Source organism: Amycolatopsis ruanii, from assembly GCF_003385175.1.
In the GTDB taxonomy this organism is placed as follows: Bacteria; Actinomycetota; Actinomycetes; order Mycobacteriales; family Pseudonocardiaceae; genus Amycolatopsis_E; species Amycolatopsis_E thermalba.
In genome coordinates, this window is the sequence record NZ_PQHY01000025.1 from 45,962 (window position 1) to 61,616 (window position 15,655).

The 15,655-nt window shown below is 65.8% G+C and carries 16 protein-coding genes; 7 read left to right on the forward strand and 9 right to left on the reverse strand.

Annotated elements, in window-relative coordinates; genetic code table 11:
• The first annotated feature begins 5 nt into the window (after positions 1-5).
• Complete coding sequence (locus tag D0D28_RS16125; protein WP_116111106.1) at positions 6-1,268, forward strand: hypothetical protein; 1,263 nt, start codon at positions 6-8, stop codon at positions 1,266-1,268.
• Between the two features lie 45 nt (positions 1,269-1,313).
• Here D0D28_RS16125 and D0D28_RS35675 read toward each other — a convergent pair whose 3' ends face one another.
• Entirely contained in the window at positions 1,314-1,604 is a 291-nt protein-coding gene (locus D0D28_RS35675; RefSeq protein ID WP_162831078.1) for a hypothetical protein, read from the reverse strand.
• 335 nt (positions 1,605-1,939) lie between these two features.
• Here D0D28_RS35675 and D0D28_RS37360 point away from each other — a divergent pair, with 335 nt between their 5' ends.
• A complete protein-coding gene (locus D0D28_RS37360; RefSeq protein ID WP_275895905.1) occupies positions 1,940-2,062 on the forward strand; it encodes a hypothetical protein in 123 nt (40 codons plus the stop codon).
• A gap of 96 nt (positions 2,063-2,158) precedes the next feature.
• On the forward strand, positions 2,159-2,575 hold the full coding sequence (locus tag D0D28_RS16130; RefSeq protein ID WP_162831079.1) for a hypothetical protein: 417 nt from the start codon (positions 2,159-2,161) through the stop codon (positions 2,573-2,575).
• A 302-nt stretch (positions 2,576-2,877) separates the two neighbouring features.
• Here D0D28_RS16130 and D0D28_RS35680 read toward each other — a convergent pair whose 3' ends face one another.
• The 3 genes from D0D28_RS35680 to D0D28_RS16150 form a co-directional block, all read right to left on the reverse strand.
• A complete protein-coding gene (locus D0D28_RS35680) occupies positions 2,878-4,317 on the reverse strand; it encodes a hypothetical protein (protein WP_162831080.1) in 1,440 nt (479 codons plus the stop codon).
• A gap of 71 nt (positions 4,318-4,388) precedes the next feature.
• Positions 4,389-4,991 carry a hypothetical protein gene (locus tag D0D28_RS16145; protein WP_162831081.1) on the reverse strand — a complete coding sequence of 201 codons (603 nt, stop codon included), beginning with the start codon at positions 4,989-4,991 and terminating at the stop codon, positions 4,389-4,391.
• Positions 4,992-5,033: 42 nt separating this feature from the next.
• Positions 5,034-5,312, reverse strand: coding sequence for a hypothetical protein (locus tag D0D28_RS16150; protein ID WP_116111111.1), 279 nt, complete (start codon positions 5,310-5,312; stop codon positions 5,034-5,036).
• Positions 5,313-6,054: 742 nt separating this feature from the next.
• Between D0D28_RS16150 and D0D28_RS16155 the strand changes: the two genes are divergently transcribed.
• The gene (locus D0D28_RS16155; protein ID WP_116111112.1) at positions 6,055-6,333 is read left to right on the forward strand and encodes a hypothetical protein; all 279 of its coding nucleotides are present in this window, start codon (positions 6,055-6,057) and stop codon (positions 6,331-6,333) included.
• A gap of 583 nt (positions 6,334-6,916) precedes the next feature.
• On the opposite strand, the gene D0D28_RS16160 is transcribed toward D0D28_RS16155, so the two are convergent.
• From D0D28_RS16160 to D0D28_RS16170, 3 genes are all read right to left on the reverse strand, one after another.
• Positions 6,917-7,621 (reverse strand): hypothetical protein, encoded by a 705-nt coding sequence (locus D0D28_RS16160; protein WP_116111113.1) that lies wholly within the window; start codon positions 7,619-7,621, stop codon positions 6,917-6,919.
• A gap of 121 nt (positions 7,622-7,742) precedes the next feature.
• On the reverse strand, positions 7,743-7,997 hold the full coding sequence (locus D0D28_RS16165; RefSeq protein WP_116111114.1) for a hypothetical protein: 255 nt from the start codon (positions 7,995-7,997) through the stop codon (positions 7,743-7,745).
• A 673-nt stretch (positions 7,998-8,670) separates the two neighbouring features.
• Positions 8,671-9,567 (reverse strand): helix-turn-helix domain-containing protein, encoded by an 897-nt coding sequence (locus D0D28_RS16170; RefSeq protein WP_162831082.1) that lies wholly within the window; start codon positions 9,565-9,567, stop codon positions 8,671-8,673.
• 288 nt (positions 9,568-9,855) lie between these two features.
• Between D0D28_RS16170 and D0D28_RS16175 the strand changes: the two genes are divergently transcribed.
• Positions 9,856-10,179, forward strand: coding sequence for a winged helix-turn-helix domain-containing protein (locus D0D28_RS16175; protein ID WP_116111116.1), 324 nt, complete (start codon positions 9,856-9,858; stop codon positions 10,177-10,179).
• Positions 10,180-10,445: 266 nt separating this feature from the next.
• Positions 10,446-12,692 carry a helix-turn-helix domain-containing protein gene (locus D0D28_RS16180; RefSeq protein ID WP_116111117.1) on the forward strand — a complete coding sequence of 749 codons (2,247 nt, stop codon included), beginning with the start codon at positions 10,446-10,448 and terminating at the stop codon, positions 12,690-12,692.
• A 568-nt stretch (positions 12,693-13,260) separates the two neighbouring features.
• Here D0D28_RS16180 and D0D28_RS16185 read toward each other — a convergent pair.
• Positions 13,261-13,911, reverse strand: coding sequence for a prepilin peptidase (locus D0D28_RS16185; RefSeq protein ID WP_240323227.1), 651 nt, complete (start codon positions 13,909-13,911; stop codon positions 13,261-13,263).
• A 153-nt stretch (positions 13,912-14,064) separates the two neighbouring features.
• Between D0D28_RS16185 and D0D28_RS36790 the strand changes: the two genes are divergently transcribed.
• Positions 14,065-14,658, forward strand: a complete 594-nt coding sequence (locus tag D0D28_RS36790) for a hypothetical protein (protein ID WP_240323228.1) — start codon at positions 14,065-14,067, stop codon at positions 14,656-14,658.
• Positions 14,659-15,163: 505 nt separating this feature from the next.
• Here D0D28_RS36790 and D0D28_RS35685 read toward each other — a convergent pair.
• Entirely contained in the window at positions 15,164-15,565 is a 402-nt protein-coding gene (locus D0D28_RS35685) for a hypothetical protein (protein ID WP_162831083.1), read from the reverse strand.
• Positions 15,566-15,655: the final 90 nt, after the last annotated feature.

A 15,655-nucleotide genomic window follows, 5' to 3' on the forward strand; every position in this document is an offset into this window, starting at 1 on the left:
GCCTGATGGTTGCTATCATCGCGACGGGCGACATCTCGACGCGCCTCGACGCGCGCTGGATCGTGCGACGCCAGCGTACGTTTTCCGTGGCGTGGCGGTCCGAGCAGTGGAAGGGTGTCAAATCACATCTGGCGCTGCTGCTCGACGACGAGAACCAGGTCAGATGGTTGGGTCGGGCCCGTGGCCGGCGACGGGTGTCAGACCTCGAACGTCGAGTCGAGATCGTCGAGATTGAGGAGGTGCCGGCCTTCTCACTCGAAGCGCTGCGCAAGCAGTTGCCTGACCGACTCCAAGCGCGGGTTCAGCCGGGCGTGTTGACCAGCGCTGTGGGAGACGCTGTCGTGGCCGCTCTCGTCGCCATGTTCCCAGAGATGGCCGATCTCATCCGGCGCTTGAACCGACGAGATGAGGTTGGGCCGCCCGCCGGCGATCGTAGCCTCGTCCTGAACGAGCAGCGAGATGGCACTGGCTTGGTGCTCGAGATGGCCGGTGTTGGACGCGATGCGCTTGGTTCTTGGAGACTGCCGACGGAACAACAGCCATCGTTTCTCGCGGGGATTGATCGCCGGCTTGTGTCCGAGGAATCGCTCATCAATCATGACGTTCACACCTTCCCCGGCCTGGTTCGTGGCCAGTCTGGTCATGTGGACTGGGGTGTTTTTGGTAACGGACGGCGTCGAGTCTTCGTCTTAAACGCCAACACTGAGCCGTTAGAAACCGTGCTGGGTGTGGACGTCGTCTATTTCAACCAGACGTTCCGCTCTTTTGTGCTTGTGCAGTACAAGCGCATGGTGCGGGATGGCCGCAGGGAGGGAGGCGGGGCCCTCTGGTACCGGCCAGACAAGAACCTCGCCAGCGAGATGGAGCGCATGCGCCGGGTTGACGAGCTATTTGGCGGCTCTGCAGGGGACTACCGTCTGTCCAGTCAGGCCTGCTGGGTCAAGTTGTGTGACTCCTGGGGGCGCCTCGAGGAGCCGAAAGAGCTTGTCAAGGGGATGTACCTTGCTCGGGAATACTTCGCGGAGCTGCTTCGAACCTGCAAGGGCCCAAACGGTGGGACCCGTCTCGGCTACGACAACGTGCCGCGCCATATCAACAACACGATGTTTGCCGCACTGGTCAAGGATGGCTGGATCGGTACTCGTGGTACCGGGACCGCCGAGCTCGAGGAGGTGGCACGTGGAGTGCTAGCGAACCGTCGAGCGCTTGTTCTCGGCGTGGCCTTCGAGTCGAGTCGACGACAGGCTTCTTCGAACGACGAGCAGTAAGTCGGGTGCGGAAAGCGACGAGCAATCCGCGTGGTGCTTGCGGCTCTAACGACGCTTCCCGTTGCCGACCGGGTTCGTGACAACCGAGGTGATGCCCCGCGTCGCCGTTATCCATTTTGGCGCGCTAGAGCGAGAGGACGACTTGGCGGGATGATAATATTTTGCCTTCGCGCCCTTTTTCTTCTTGGATTTGGATGCCTTCCGCGATTTGGATTTTTCAGCCTTGGCGCGGTTCTCGGCGCCGGTGCTCCCCCGCGCGCCGGCTCCGGTGCGTCGTGAGGCGCCCTTAGGATGCAGGAACGCCTCAACTTCGTCCTTCGGCGAGCGCAGCTTCACCGGACGCCTGCTCGTTGCAGACCCGGCCTCTGGTCTCAACGCCGGGGTTCGGCCAGTGCAGTGGCAGCAGCTCTTCTCAGCGCAATAATGACCACAAGAACAGGTCCACATGGACTTCACATGACCCCCGTTGGCTGTCTGCCTTTGCCCAATCAAGCGTTCCCGACGAGTGGTCTGTTACTGCTACGGGCGAAGCAGCCCCAATCGGTCGAGCCGGTAACGCTTGGATCGGCAGAACCGACTACGACTTGCTAACCCTGCCTTGGCTGCGGCCGGGGCCCGCTGAAGGAGCGAATAGCATGCCAGTTCCTCTTCCGCCGGAACCTCCGCCCATCGTGCGCAGCGTCGAGGACGCGATGGACGCTGAGCGCGAATCGAAGAAGCAGCGCGAGAAGCGCACGGACGACATCGAACAGGGCGTCAACGCAAGCAACCAACCGAAGACCAGCGGGCGTTAGTTGTTGAACTTCACGGGGTTCGAGCAGGTGGTAGCCCTCCAGCCGGCTGGCTACCACGTGTCCGCGTCCCTGACCGCAGTGAGTTGAGGGGCCCGGGTGGCAAGCAATCAGACGCCGGACGAAGCGCTGGCTTTTCGAAGGTTGCAGGGGTTCGCACGCAAGGTTGCGGCTGATCTCAGGCGTGCAGGTGTGCCCCGGGATTCCGTCGTAGTGCGCGAGGCGCAGCAGGTCAAGAGGCCAACACCTGGCGGGCTCTTCCGCAGAGCGAAGGCCGAGGTCGTCGAAGCGCCGGATCGACAGCAGGTCATCGACGGGTGGCGGGTGTTCTCGGAGGACCAGGAAGAACAGCTGCTCCAGGACACCGCGGGGTCGATACGCTCAACGCGGTATACGAAGCGCTCCTTCGAGGTGTGGCTGCTCGGCTCAGGACGTCTGGTGGCGGTTGACTTGCGACACGAGACGGTCTCGAACAACGTCCGCGGTTCGGCGCCAACGTCGTACCGGTCGAGGTGAAGCAGCGTGATCTCGATTACCCCACTGCTCGGCGACTGGACGGCGCCAGCACATGGCGCGAGAAGACCATCACGTGCAACGGCGTGCTGCGCACCGACGAGTGGCGCGAATACCGCAGCCCGCGGCCGTCCATGCCGCCCTGCTTGACCCCTGTCCAAGCGGCTAACCGAGCTTCGAAAACGAGCCGCCACTGGAGGATCGCGCTAGAAGGCCCGGTCACCACTGTCTTTGCCAGCTGTTGACGTTGGCCTCGGGGCCGTGAGGGCTCCAGGAGCCTAGGTAGGGCTTGAGATCATCCGGCGTCAGCTCCGGCGTGGCCGGCATGTCCGGCAGGGTTTCTGTGGGGTCGGTCCTCGTGATGTGCTGGTCGATCCACCCCAGCCACTGACGCGTGCTGTCGAGGTCTTCATCAGGGCCAGCGTCTTCCAGACGTTGCGCGAGCTCGGCCCGATAGGTCCGGAGCTCTTTCGCGCGTTGCCACCGCACGACCTGGTTGTCGAGGATCTTGCCGTAGTAGGCCTCCGTAGCCTTCTGTCTCGCCACGGCCATGGCCCGTTCCCAGCGGACCTTGCGCTCCGCCTTGGCGCGCTCTTCGTCGAGTTGGCGCTGCCGGGCTTCGCTGGCGCGCGTCTCCAGCTCGTGGAGGGCTGCCGCAGCCCGTCCTCGATAGTCCGGGTCTTGCCATCTGTCCAGCGATACTGCCGGCCCTCGGAGCGGTACACGGGCAGCTCGAGTACGAGCCGCTTCTTCTTCTCGGGATCCTCCGAGTTGGGGCTTGCCTCTTGCACCGTGACGTCGAAGTCGAACCCGTCGATGACCACCGTGAGCTGGCCCTCGCGCCGCGAGTACTGAGGTCCCGTCGGCCGCGGACCGTAGCCGTAGTAGTGGTGGTGATGACGCTGGTCGACGGGCTTCTTCTTCACCACGTGGCCCCGCCGGGTTGCTTCCGCGGCGAGGGCCTGGAGTACGAGGAGACAGCGATGGCGCGAGGGCTTGGGCATGACGAGCCGGCCCTTGTCATCCCGGAGGTCGGCGACGACCGGATGCGGTGACCGCAGGGTCTCGGCGACCGGGATGGCCGGCAGGTCAAGCCCGTCGCGCTTGACGTTGACGGGACGGCCTTTCCGGAGCCAGATGTGAAGATCGCGGCCCTGATTCCACTGGCGGATCTTCTCGATGTAGCGGCCCTCGGGCACGAGGTCATGGCGCTTGGCGAAGTCAACGATCTTGCGCCAGCGGGCGAGGTCTGCCTCCGTTGGGGCCTTGACGACGTAGACCTCGTGCACGGTGAGGTGCTCGATCAGTTCCGTCGCTTCGGCTCGGCGCCGCTCGGTCGTCTTGATCGTGGCGCGGGGAGGTTGGCGCGAGTTGGCTCGTGCGGTCGCCGGTTCAGCGAGCTCGCCGTCGAGATCGTCCGTGTTCTGCGACGGGGCAGGCTTGGCCGTGACTGCGGAACCGGTCGTCATGCGGGATGTGAACCGCGGGTCGTCGGGGTGGTGGCCGTGATCAAGGTAGAAGCGACCGGCCTTGGTAAGTTCGGCTCGCCAGACGCCGCCGCGCCGGCTGACCGTGATGAGGCCGCGGTCGCGGACAGCGTTGGCTGAGTGGCGCAGGTTCGCATGGTCCGGGCCGCTGAGGTCTTCGCCCGCGTCGACGCGCTTGAGAAGGTCCAGCTGCCGATCGTTGAGGGGATCCCATCGACGCATGAGCTTCAGCTCACCACGGACGATCGAACGCGGCAAGATCGGCCGTTGCTCGCTCTGGGCTCCGAGTGCACCGCGCGCACCTTTCACACGCCGCTGGCATGTGCTGGTTACGTACGATTCTGCAGAATTTCCTCGGCGCGGAGGCGAACCTCGGGCTCAACCTGTTCGCCCTGTTTGTGCAGGTCAGTTATGGTCAAGGCTGCGGCGTCGCTGAGGTTTTCGACGCGGACGACGCCCGTGATGCTGTCGACGACGACCGTCTCCGGTGCCAGGCGCTCGAGACAGACCAATCCCGTTGAGGCGATCTCGGCCATGAGGTCGTTCGGCGTCCTGCCAAGACCGAGTTCAGCGCAGTCTGCCAGCGACATAATTGCGACGAACTGCTCGCACCAGAAGTAGGCGAAGAGGAAGACGCGGGCAGCGAGCATGCTGTCGCCCTGGTTGCCGGCCGCCGCAGCCACTGCCGATAACCAGCGCCAAGGGCCATTGACGTCGGCCTCGCCGTGTCGGAGGCTGTGTTCGAAGCTGACGAAACCGCCGGCTTTCGAGCCCCTCAGCGTCGCGGCCCGCACGGCTTGATCCGTCGTCCCAATGGCTTGTTCCCAGGCAGATAGGACTTCATCGGCGCGCCGTAGGTCCTGCTGGCTGATCGAACTACGCGCAGCCGGAGGTGCGTCATCCTGCTGCTTGCGTCGGCTGAAGAGACCCATCTTGGCTTTCCTCTCGGGCGTGTGGTCGTGAGCGGGCGATAGCTACCTGAGCTCGGTGCTTGGCCGGCGGTAGTCGTCTTCGGGACGGGCATGTCGTGGTGGCTGGCGCCAGAAGGACACGACGATCTGGGGAACCCGGAGCGCTGCCCGGCACGCCAAGATGTAGCTGATGGACAGAGCGCCGAAGACGAACACCATGACGACCTGATCCTTCGTGAAGGTGTTGGCGTAGATGTCGAGGTATCCGAGGTAATCAACGAGGATCATGGCGCCGCCGAGCGTGCCGAACAGGGCGAACGGCAGCACCGGCAGGGCAAGCACCAGGGCGAGGTTTCTCGCGTGCTCTGGGGTCCTGATCGCTCGTCGGCGATATGCAGCGAGGAGAGCAACGAGGCACACTGCAAGGTAGGCCCTGAGAGACCCAGTCCCCCGCAGCAGCCGCGTGAGAGAGCCCAGTGGCACAGACTAGAAGTCGACCCCGCGGCCCCGGTGGTACCCGACCTCCATCGACAAGAGGTTGCCGACGGGCGTAGGCCGTGTAGAGCCAGACCGCGTTATCAGGCTCGGGAAGGTTCTTGAGGTCCACCGTTCACCTGCCTGATGAGAGGATGCGCGCCCTGGTGTTCCGGCAGGAGCGCGCCCGGTAGCCGATAACTCGCCTCGACCGACTCGTCGTTACAGACGGCGCAGGGCTGCGTGACGATTGTTAGCGAGGGACAAGGCCAAAGACCGGCGGGATCGGAAAGAAAGTTGCGGATTGACGCTACGGCGTGCCGGTTCGCGGAGGCGGTAACGCGCTGGCACTGGTCGACGACACTCTTGTGAGTTCAGGGCGAGAGGGGTCGCGGAAATGAATGAAACTGAAGCTGTTGACCTGATGGCCGCGTTCCTCGACCACCAGTACAACGGCTCATGGGAAGGTCAGAGATAGGCAACAAGACGCTCTACTTCGTGCAGTGCGACGGCCGTGTCCTGACCGTCCTGTGGATCGCAGAGCAGTCCGACAGTGCCTTCATTTCCATGACTTGCGGACTCGCACTGAATATTCCGCATAACCCCCGAGGTGCTCGAGTTCGTCAACGACAAGGTTCAGGGCATGTTCTTCGGCAAGATGTACACCCTGGAGGTGTGCGACAAGGTGCACACGGTGGTTGCGCACATACTAATCCCAGTGGCTCCCCTGTCGTACGTGCATCGCGAGAGTATTGACTATGCCTTCTTGGCTATCAACACTATGATCGCCCAGTCCGAGGGGCTCGTGACTGAACTGGTGGACGGGTACGGTGGGCAGCACTTCGCCTTCACCTCCTTTGCCGCCGACCTGCTCGCGATGTGCTCCTAACGGCAGTACCTACCATGTCAGCGATGGACCGCCTGCCTATCGCGGTCCTTGGGAGTCGATGACGTAGTCGTACGGACCTCCTGGCGCCTGGGGAGCGCTAACTTCCAGCCAGGTGTAGTGACCGTTGACCATGTCGGTTGCGGTCGCCGAGGCGGGGTACTGCACGAACTGGCCTCTGGCGCAACTCGGTTCGCAGTCGTTTTGCCATAGCTCACCGGTTGCGTGCGCCGTGGGCGTGCCCCAGCCTGTCCACTGCAGCTTGTCGAGCCAGGTGTTGGCGTCCGCGCAGGTCAGTGTGTACTGAACCGGCATCGAGACGGAAGATCCGTCACAAGTAGTTAGCGTTGCGGTCTGACTCGGAGGCGGGGCGGTGACGGTCACGGTGATGGGTGTGGGCGCGCCAGTGCACCCGCTTGCGACGATCGCGGCACACCCGGCGAACGCTGTCTTGATCCAGGGTGTCCCCGGGGTCGGACGTCGGGGGGTGATTGGGTGCACGAGGGCAAGATCGAGCGGGCCTCCGGTGTCGTTACAACTCCGGCGTCGCAGGGAGAAGGCCGTTACGGTGTAGGACGGTCGGGGATCACCGGCGGCCGGACTGGACACGCCAGATCGCATGATCGAGCTCCCAGGGCGTACAGCTGAGGCGGGCGGCTACGGCGGCCAGTAGTTCGCGCGCAGTTCGGGCAGTGACCGGTTGGCCAAGGTGGTGAGTGAGCCAACGCAGCACCATGCGATCCGGCTTCACCCGGTGATCATCGCCGGACACCATCCAAAGGTAGTTCAGTCGCACGTCGTTGCCGCCGTTCCCTGGTACGCGGCGCAGGGCGTCTTCGACCATTGCCAACCGGGCGTCGTCGGAGAGGAGAGCAGGGATGTCGCCGATTGTGTCGACGTGGTGGTTTGTGAGGATGTCGGCGTAGTGCAAGACCGCTTCCGCCTTGAGGATCCCGTTCCGCGTGCTGGTGCGGCCGCGGTGGCGGAGGACGGTGCTGGCGAAGATTTCGGGGTCGGTGGACCGAATATGGGTCACGAGATCATCGAGCGGCTGCTCGCGGTGCGTTCCAACGATGGTGCCCAGTTCATCCGCGGGCAGCAGGGGGTCAGGCAGAGCCGCATAGTTGGCGTAACGCCAGCAGAGGCGGGTGACGTTGGAGTAGCGGGCCCCGATAGAGAAGACGGCGTCTAGGACGCACAGTGACAGGTGGCTCCATCGCGGACCACGCGGTTGAAGCGAAAGACCCGTCGCGGCATCGATGAGCCGCTGAAGGGTAGGCGCGCCGCTCATGGCGTGGCTCCCTCTCGACGGTGGCCCGAGCGGATCGGCGTCCGCCCGCCTCGCGTTTGACGAAGGGGCTCTCGAAGTGCCAGGACACCTGCTGGCCGCGGTTGGGGGCGCGCTCGCGCGATCATTCCGGCCGCTCGAGCTTACGGACGAGCCGGTCCAGCTCAGCTTCAACGTCGACATCGAGTTGGCGGAGCTTGATTTCGGCCTGCTTGCGGACGGTGTCGTCGAACAATGGCTTGTACCAGGGCAGGAGGACCCACATCTCGACGCTCATGTGCAGCCGTCGGAGTGTCTTCAGCCGCCACAGGCCATACGAGGGGTCGCGGGCCAGGACCAGGCGGCGGGCCGCTTCGATGGGCCCGTGCTCGGCGAGCATGGTGTCGGAACAACTTGGCGTCGTAGCCCAGCCGAGCTAGCTCGATCACCCCGCGCTGCATGTCAGCTGCGAACTGCCGGGCAAGTTCCGCACGCTCCGCATCATCGACCACGTTGATCGATCGCGGCGGAGCAGTGCGGCGTTACCTGGCGAGCGGGTGGGTTCATCTCGATCGGTTCCGTGACCAGTTACGTTTGCGGATGGCCTCGGCGTGCACCTTCGATGAAGGTCAGTGGTGGCACGACCAAACCAGCCCGGCGGATGCTTGAGCGATGGCCTCGTCTTGACCTAGGCCGTCGGCACGATAGCGCTGGACGCCGTCGACTGCGTCCTGCAAGTTCGCTCTGGTGATGCCGCTCGGGAGGTCCCAGGCCGCCTGATCAAGGCTCTTGCTGCCGTTACGACTGCATGTACAAGGTCCGTCACGGTTCTGTCGCAACTCCAGTCGGCCCAGCAGCAGGATGCGCTGACACCGACGTGGGCGCCGGAGCGAGAGTCAGTGCGGAGGGTGTGGGTACGTTGCGACGCGCGGCCGGCGATGGCACTGCCGACCGTCAAGGCGGACGCAACCCTGTCGAACTAGTTCGGCCTGCGCGACGTGGCGAAGATCGACGGGTTCGTCGCGATCAAGGCGACGCGAGTCTGACGGCCGATTGAGGTCGAAGAGTGTAGCTCAAGATTGTGATGATCGCGGTTTCCGAGGGGAATGGCGGGCAGACTGAGGGCGATTTGTTCCGATCAACGCCTGGAGGACGTTCTCGAGATGCTGCCGCGTCTCCTGAGGTGTCAGCGCCAGGGCGTCGAGTTCGGCCAGCAGCGCGCGGTACTGGGCGACGACTTCTGGGTAGGTCAAGTACGTCGACGCCCCAAGGTGTTGGATGTGCACGACCGCAGGTTCGTCCTCGCGCTCATAGAGGACGAACCCGCCCAGTTGGCCATCGTGCCAGTCAAGATCATTCGGCACGAGCCGAACCTCGGTGGTAGTCCGCTCAGAGGCGACGAGCAGCTTCTCGATCTGCTCGGCCATTACACTTTTGCCTCCCACTCGGGATGTCAGTGCCGGCATTCCGAGATAGGCCCTGTAGTGAATCGTCTTGTTCTCGAGAAGTACGCTCTGGCGTCCGAGTTTCAGCGTTGCGCCATGAGCGGCGTTTTCCTTCGAGGTGTTCCGCGCATAGTGCGCTGTTTGTAAAAGATCGGGGATGCGAAGAGGTGACCACTCCGCTACGGTCCTGGCCTGCGATTCGAGGTTCAGGATTTCCGTGAAGGCATCCGAGATGCCTAATAGTCCTGCAGTGCGGCCGCGTGCGCTGGACCACTGAGCAAGCTTCAGGAGGTCGTCGCGGGCCCGTCCTGTGATCTTGAGAACGTCGGCAAGGGCCCTCACCTGGTCCTCCGACGGCGTGCGCGAGCCGTCCAGCCAGCGGCCGAGCGTGGTGTGCACTACGCCCAGTCGCTGGGCGACGGAGCGCAGGCTCTCCTGTGGCTGCCGGGCCGACCAGTGAGAGCGCAGCAGTCTGGCCAGTGGCTGCTCGTTGCCCGCTCGTGCCTCTCGGTCATCGCTCGCCATGAAGTGAAGAGTACCGATCACACTCTCTTTGTGCGAACGACCCGCTTGGGCTATTGCCAGCTCGTATTGCGCTAATGCACGGTTTGGGTGGTGCCAGAATCGGCACCGGTTGGCACCAACAATTGGAAGAAGGTCGATCATGTGGCCCCGTGTGTCTTTTCGCGGTCTGTTTCCCGCTTCGAACTCGCGATCGCGGCGAAAGGAATTAGGTCGTCATGCGAAGCCGCAACGGGTCAAGACGAAGCTCAATGCGGAGAACGGTTGGGGGCGGGTTAGGGGGAGCTGGCGATGAGCCAGCGCGAGCGCACTCCCGAGTTCGCCTACATGCTCGTCGCGGAGGAGATCAAGTCTCGGATCGAGAGTGGCGAGTGGCGGCCCCACCGCCCGCTTCCTGCGGAGAGGCGTCTGGCGCAGGAGCTCGGGTATGCGCTGGGGACGGTCCGGCATGGGACTCGGATTCTCCGGGACCTGGGCTTGCTCTACACGGTGCCCGCGAAGGGGACGTTCGTCGCGCCCGAGGCTCCGGCATTGCTCAGGAGGGGAGTCGGCGCCGACCTGCTTGGCGGATCTTTCGGGGCGGGCCGACCGCTTCGGGCAGTGGGCTCTGAGTAGTTCTGCTTAGGCCGCGCGAGTGGTCCTACTGGGACTTGTAACCCGTCCGGGTGCACCTGATGTCATGTTCGTTGCTCGGTGTCGTGTGGTGACGTATTCAGGAGGCGTCGAGTAGATCTTCATTGCTGAGCTGCTGGCTTACACAAATGAATTTCAGCTGTTCACGGTTGTCGCCCGAGGGGGCGGCGAACCGGTCCCCGGCGGCTGCTGTGCGTGGGTCTTCTCATTCGGTGTGGTGAGGAGCTGCTTCGCCGTGGGGGAGAGGTATGCGGGTGATCAACAGCTTTGCCACGGCGGTGCACAGGCTGCGCCGCGAGCGCGGCATGTCGGTGCGGGACATCGCCCACGCGGTCGGCTACAGCGAGAGCTACCTGTCGAAGATGCTGCACGGGCACAGGCGGCTGTCACCGGAAGCGGTCAAGGCAATCGATTCGGCTCTCCGAGCGGACGGTGAACTGGAACGCATCGCCCGCGAGCAGGATGCCGGGCGCCGTCCGCCGGCACGGCCGATGCAGTTGCCTGCAGCCGCGGCCGACTTCGTCGGCCGGGAGGAGTTCCTGCATCAACTCGACACCGCGCTGATCACGCAGGCGCGTCCGGGGACGGCCGTGACCGCGGTGATCGAGGGCGTATTCTGGGTGGGCAAGACCGAGCTGGCTCTGCAATGGGCCGCGCGGGTGCAGGGCCGGTTCCCGGGCGGATGCCTCTTCGCCGACATGCGCGGGCTGGCGCCCGGCACGGCCGCGGAGCCGAACGAGGTCCTCGATGCTTTTCTGCACGCTCTCGGCGCCGGTCCGGACGCACTCCGCGGCTCGATCGACGATCGCGCCGCGAGCTACCGCTCGCTGCTCGCTCAGCGGCCGGCGGTGGTCGTACTCGACAACGTCGCCAACTACGACCAGGTCCGGCACCTACTCCCAGGGGCAGGTAGCGCGGTGGTCGTGACCAGCCGGGAGCATCAGCCGGGCCTGTTGCTCCACACCGGCGGCCTCCACCTCGAACTGCCACCCCTGAGCGAGCAGGAGGCCCTGTCCCTGCTCGGGCGGCGCATCGGCGACGCCCGGGTCATGGCCGAGCGGCGCGCGGCTGAGGCGGTCGTCCAGCGCTGCGGACGGCTGCCCATGGCGGTGCTGATCGCGGCCGAGCACATCCGGCAACGGCACCATGGCTCGCTCACGGGCCTGGCAGAGGAGCTGGCCGCGGACGCGCGCCGGCTGGACCTGTTCGCCTCACCGGAGCCGTCGGTCAGCATCCACGCTGTCGTCGACCTGTCCTACCTCGCCCTCCCGCCGCAGGCTCGCCGAGTTTTCCGGCTGCTCGGCTTCAGCCCGGCGTGGCTGGCCAGCGTGGAGTCCACGGCAGCGCTCACCGGGTTGAGCGGGGAGCGCTCCCGGGCGATGCTGGAGGTCCTGCGCCACGCGCACCTGCTCGACAACGCCCACGGCGGGCGGCTGCGCATGAACGACTTGCTGCGGGCCTACGCACACCAGCGCGCCGTGGTCGAGGAGCCCCTGTCCGAACTCGAACGGGCGCACGACCGGGTTCTCAACTGGTACCTCGCGACCGCCTGGCATGCGGGAAACGCTCTGGCACCCGGTTGGTCTGGGCGCGAGCTGGCCGCCGGCGACAAGGCCGGGATCGAGCCGCTGCGTTTTGACAACGGTGGCTACGACGCGGCGATCGCCTGGTGCGATGCCGAGGCCGAGACGGCGATCCACATCGCCCGCCAAGCGCGCAGCCACGTTGCGCGCGACGCGGCGTGGGCTTTGCCGACCCTGTTCCTGCCCTACTTCTACGTGACCAAGAACTGGGGGACCTGGCTGACAGCGGCCACCGACGGCTTGGCCGCCGCGCGGCGCGATGGCAGCGCCCGGGGTGTCGCCTGGTGCCTGCACAGCCTGGGCTGGGCGCAGCACGAACTCGGCCGCACGGAAGAAGCGATCAACCACCTCCGGGAGGCAATGCGGCTGCGCGGGGATGACGAGCGCGTCCGGGCCTGGACGCTGTTCGCGCTTGGGGCGGCGCTGATGGCCGGAGGCGAGCGAGCGGAGGCAGGTGAGTGCCTCGCCGAAGCCCAGGATCTCTTCGCCGGCCAGGAATTCGACCTCGGCCTGGCCTTCACGGGTGCCACGCTGGCGCACGTGCATCAGGCAGCGGGCGACATCGCCGCCGCCACTCGCGCTGCCGCGGACGCCCTTGCACATGCCCAGAAGGTCGCGGTGCCACCCGTGCTCGGTCTGGTGCACCATCAGTACGGAATGCTGCTGTTGCAGCAGCGACGCTACCGCGCCGCACTGACCCAGTTCGACGCCGCGCTGCGACTCCGGCGGGTCAGCCGTGAGCGCTGGGCGGAAGCTGAGACGCTCGTCGCCCGTGCAGAGGCTCTGGTCAAGCTCGGCGATGTCCCGTTGGCCCGCTCTTGCTACCACGAGGCCGCGAGCATCTTCGAATCCCTGCACGATCCTCGCACCCTCGACGTCCGCGCCAGAGCTGCCAAGCTGGACACGCTCTGATCTCTTAGTTGACAGTCGTTGTCGACTTGACAGAACCGGCACAGAAACAGCACCGGAAACAGCACAAGCTTGTCCCTCGAACGGAGTTCCCCGTCGCTCATTCGTGGTCCACAGTGGAGTAGTGCGGGCCTTGGTCAACGAGAAGCTCGTCGGTTCATTCGGGGGACCGACGATGCCAGTCCGCGCTAGCCGGGTGACGCCCTGCCCCCGGGGCGGCACCCGGCTCTCCCACCCTCACGGCGCAGGCCGAGTCGCGGAAGGAACAAGCCAGTGGTGCAGTTCGTACTCGCTTGCGCCCACACCCGCGAGCTCGACGACGTCGACGATGTCGACCAGGGCGGCGCTGAACCGACGAGAATTCCGCCCTACGTCTGGTGCGCTACCTGCTCGACATGGCAACCAGTCACCGGCCTAGAGATCACCCGTGATGCCACTTTGCCCGCGGACACCCAGGCGGAAGACCCCGAGCGACCGACAATGACCACTCCTCTTCGACACCTTCGACCACGGTTGGAGCAGTACGATGACGGCAGCCAGTGACGCCGGGACGGACTCGGCCGAGCCGAGATCATCCGGCGGCCAGCACCATGGTGAGAGTCCCGCCGAGCAGGCACGGCCCGAAGGGCACGACCGCCGCTCCACCCTCATCTCGTCCGCGGGTCGCTGGAATGGCCACGAGGCACAGGGCAAGCAGAAGCGCCACGACGAGCGCCCCGAGAACCTGCGGCCACCCCAGCCAGCCGCAAACCAGGCCGACGACGGCGACAAGGCTCACGTCCCCGGCGCCCACTCCACCCGCTGTAGCGACAGCCAGGGCGAGGAATGCTGCGGCAAGCGCTACCGAGGCTACAAGGGCACGGAGCCCCGGCTCGGGTTCTGCGCGGACGATGGACAGGGCCGCGAACCCGACGGCCGCTGCAGCCAGTTGTGGCAGGACCAAGGCGCGGGGCAGGCGATGCTCGCACCAGTCGATGATCGCGAGCGGAACCCCCAAGACGGTCACCAGGCTCTGAACCACCAACTCGTCACGGTTCCCGTTCCGCCAGGCAAGGAACGCCAGCACGACCGCCGTCAGCGCGCCGCCGAACCATCGGGCTCCCGCAAGGGCGCGAGGCTGCGCCAGGAACTGGCGGGTCAGGGTGCTCGCCGCGGCTCCCAGTACCAACCCCGCGACGGCGGCGCCGAGCGTCCACCACACCGCGCCTGCCGACTGCACCATCCCGCGTCCCTCCGTGTCACCCTGCACGCCATCGTGCCCTGCTTGCCGCAGAGCGCCTGCTCGCTCAAACCAACGGGTGAACTTTCCGCGGGCCAGGCCACCAGTACCACCCGAGCGGTCAGGGTCGTACTCAGAGCGCAACCACGACCGTTGATGACCTGGGGGTATGTGATGAATTGGAGGAAGGCCCGCATCGGCTTGGCCGTGTTTACCGCCACCGCCAGCATCACCCTGGGGGCCTGCAGCTCTGGAGAGGGCGCGAGCCAAGCTTCCCCGACCGCGCCCTCCCAGGCCTCATTGCCGGGCAGCACGACCGCCGTCGCCGATCCGGCCGACACTGCGAAGCAGTTGGCCATCGCCGCTTACCTGGGGATGTGGAGCGACATGGCTGAAGCGGCAACCACGTCGGACTGGCAATCGTCGAAGCTCGCTCGGAATGCGACCGCCGAGGCTCTGTCAAAGATGTCCCGTGGCCTCTACGCCGACCGGTACAACGGCTTGGTCACCAAGGGGAAGCCGGAGAACAGCCCGCAGGTCGAGTCAGTCGAACCGGCTGACAACCCCACGACCGTGAACATCGTCGATTGCGGCGACGACAGCCATTGGCTCAAGTACCGGATCGACAACGGCCAGCCTGCCGAGGACGGCCCTGGGGGACGCCGCCACATCAACGCGATGGTGAAGAAGGCCGTTGATGGCTCCTGGAAGGTTACCGACTTCGCCATCCAGGACGTGGGAACATGCTGAGAAGAACAGGCTCCGCGACAACGATTGCGCTGGTTGTCGTCCTTGGATGCGCGACGCCCGCGTTCGGAAGTGGTTGGGGCAGCGTCGATTGCAGCAGCGATCCCTCGCCATACTGCGACCTCGGCGCCGGCACGGCCGGAAGCGGATCGGGCAAGCCTCCAGCTCGCCCTGCGCCGAATCGCGGCGACGCGAAGCCGCAAACCGGCGGCTCCGATCCGTCTGCAGCCGCACCTGGCGACCGTATCGTCGGTGGCGAGTCCGGTCTTGCGAACTGCGCCTACGTCCGCAGCGATTACCAGCCGCCGTCGAATGGGGTGGCGACGGTCAGCCACCGTCGTGGCGAGAGCGCCGGGGGCGTGCGGTTCGTGGCGCGGGCCGGTGTTCGGTCCGGGGGTGCGGTGTTGGCGCAGGCGCCGGGGGAGCGCGGGGCCTGGTACGTCTACCAGTGCGCGGGCCCGGGTGGGCGTGATGCGTTGTTCCGCTCGCCGGTGTGGATTCCGGATGGTCAGACGCCGGGTGCCGTGGCGTTGCCGTCGCCTGAGGAGTTGGCGGAGCAGGCGCGTTCGCAGTTGCGGTTGCCGAGTCCCGTGATCGCGTCGAGTCCGGCGGGGACGCAGTTGGTGCGCCTGCCGACGTGGTTGTGGGTGGACCGGGCGGTGTGGCAGCCGAGGTCGGCGACGGCGTCGGTGCCGGGGGTGTCGGTCACCGCGGAGGCGACGCCGACCTCGGTGTCGTGGTCGATGGGTGATGGCGCCACGGTGACGTGTGCGGGGCCGGGCACGCCGTTTCCCGCCGGTGGTGACCCGGAAGCGGCGTCGCCGGACTGCGGATACACCTTCCACCGGTCCTCGGCCTCGGCGCCGGGCGAGCGGTTCCCGGCGACGGCCACGGTGCGGTGGCGTGTCACGTGGTCTGGTGCGGGGGAGTCGGGCACGTTCCCGGACATGACCACGAGCGCGGAGGCGTCCTTCCGGGTCGCCGAGGCGCAGGCACTCGG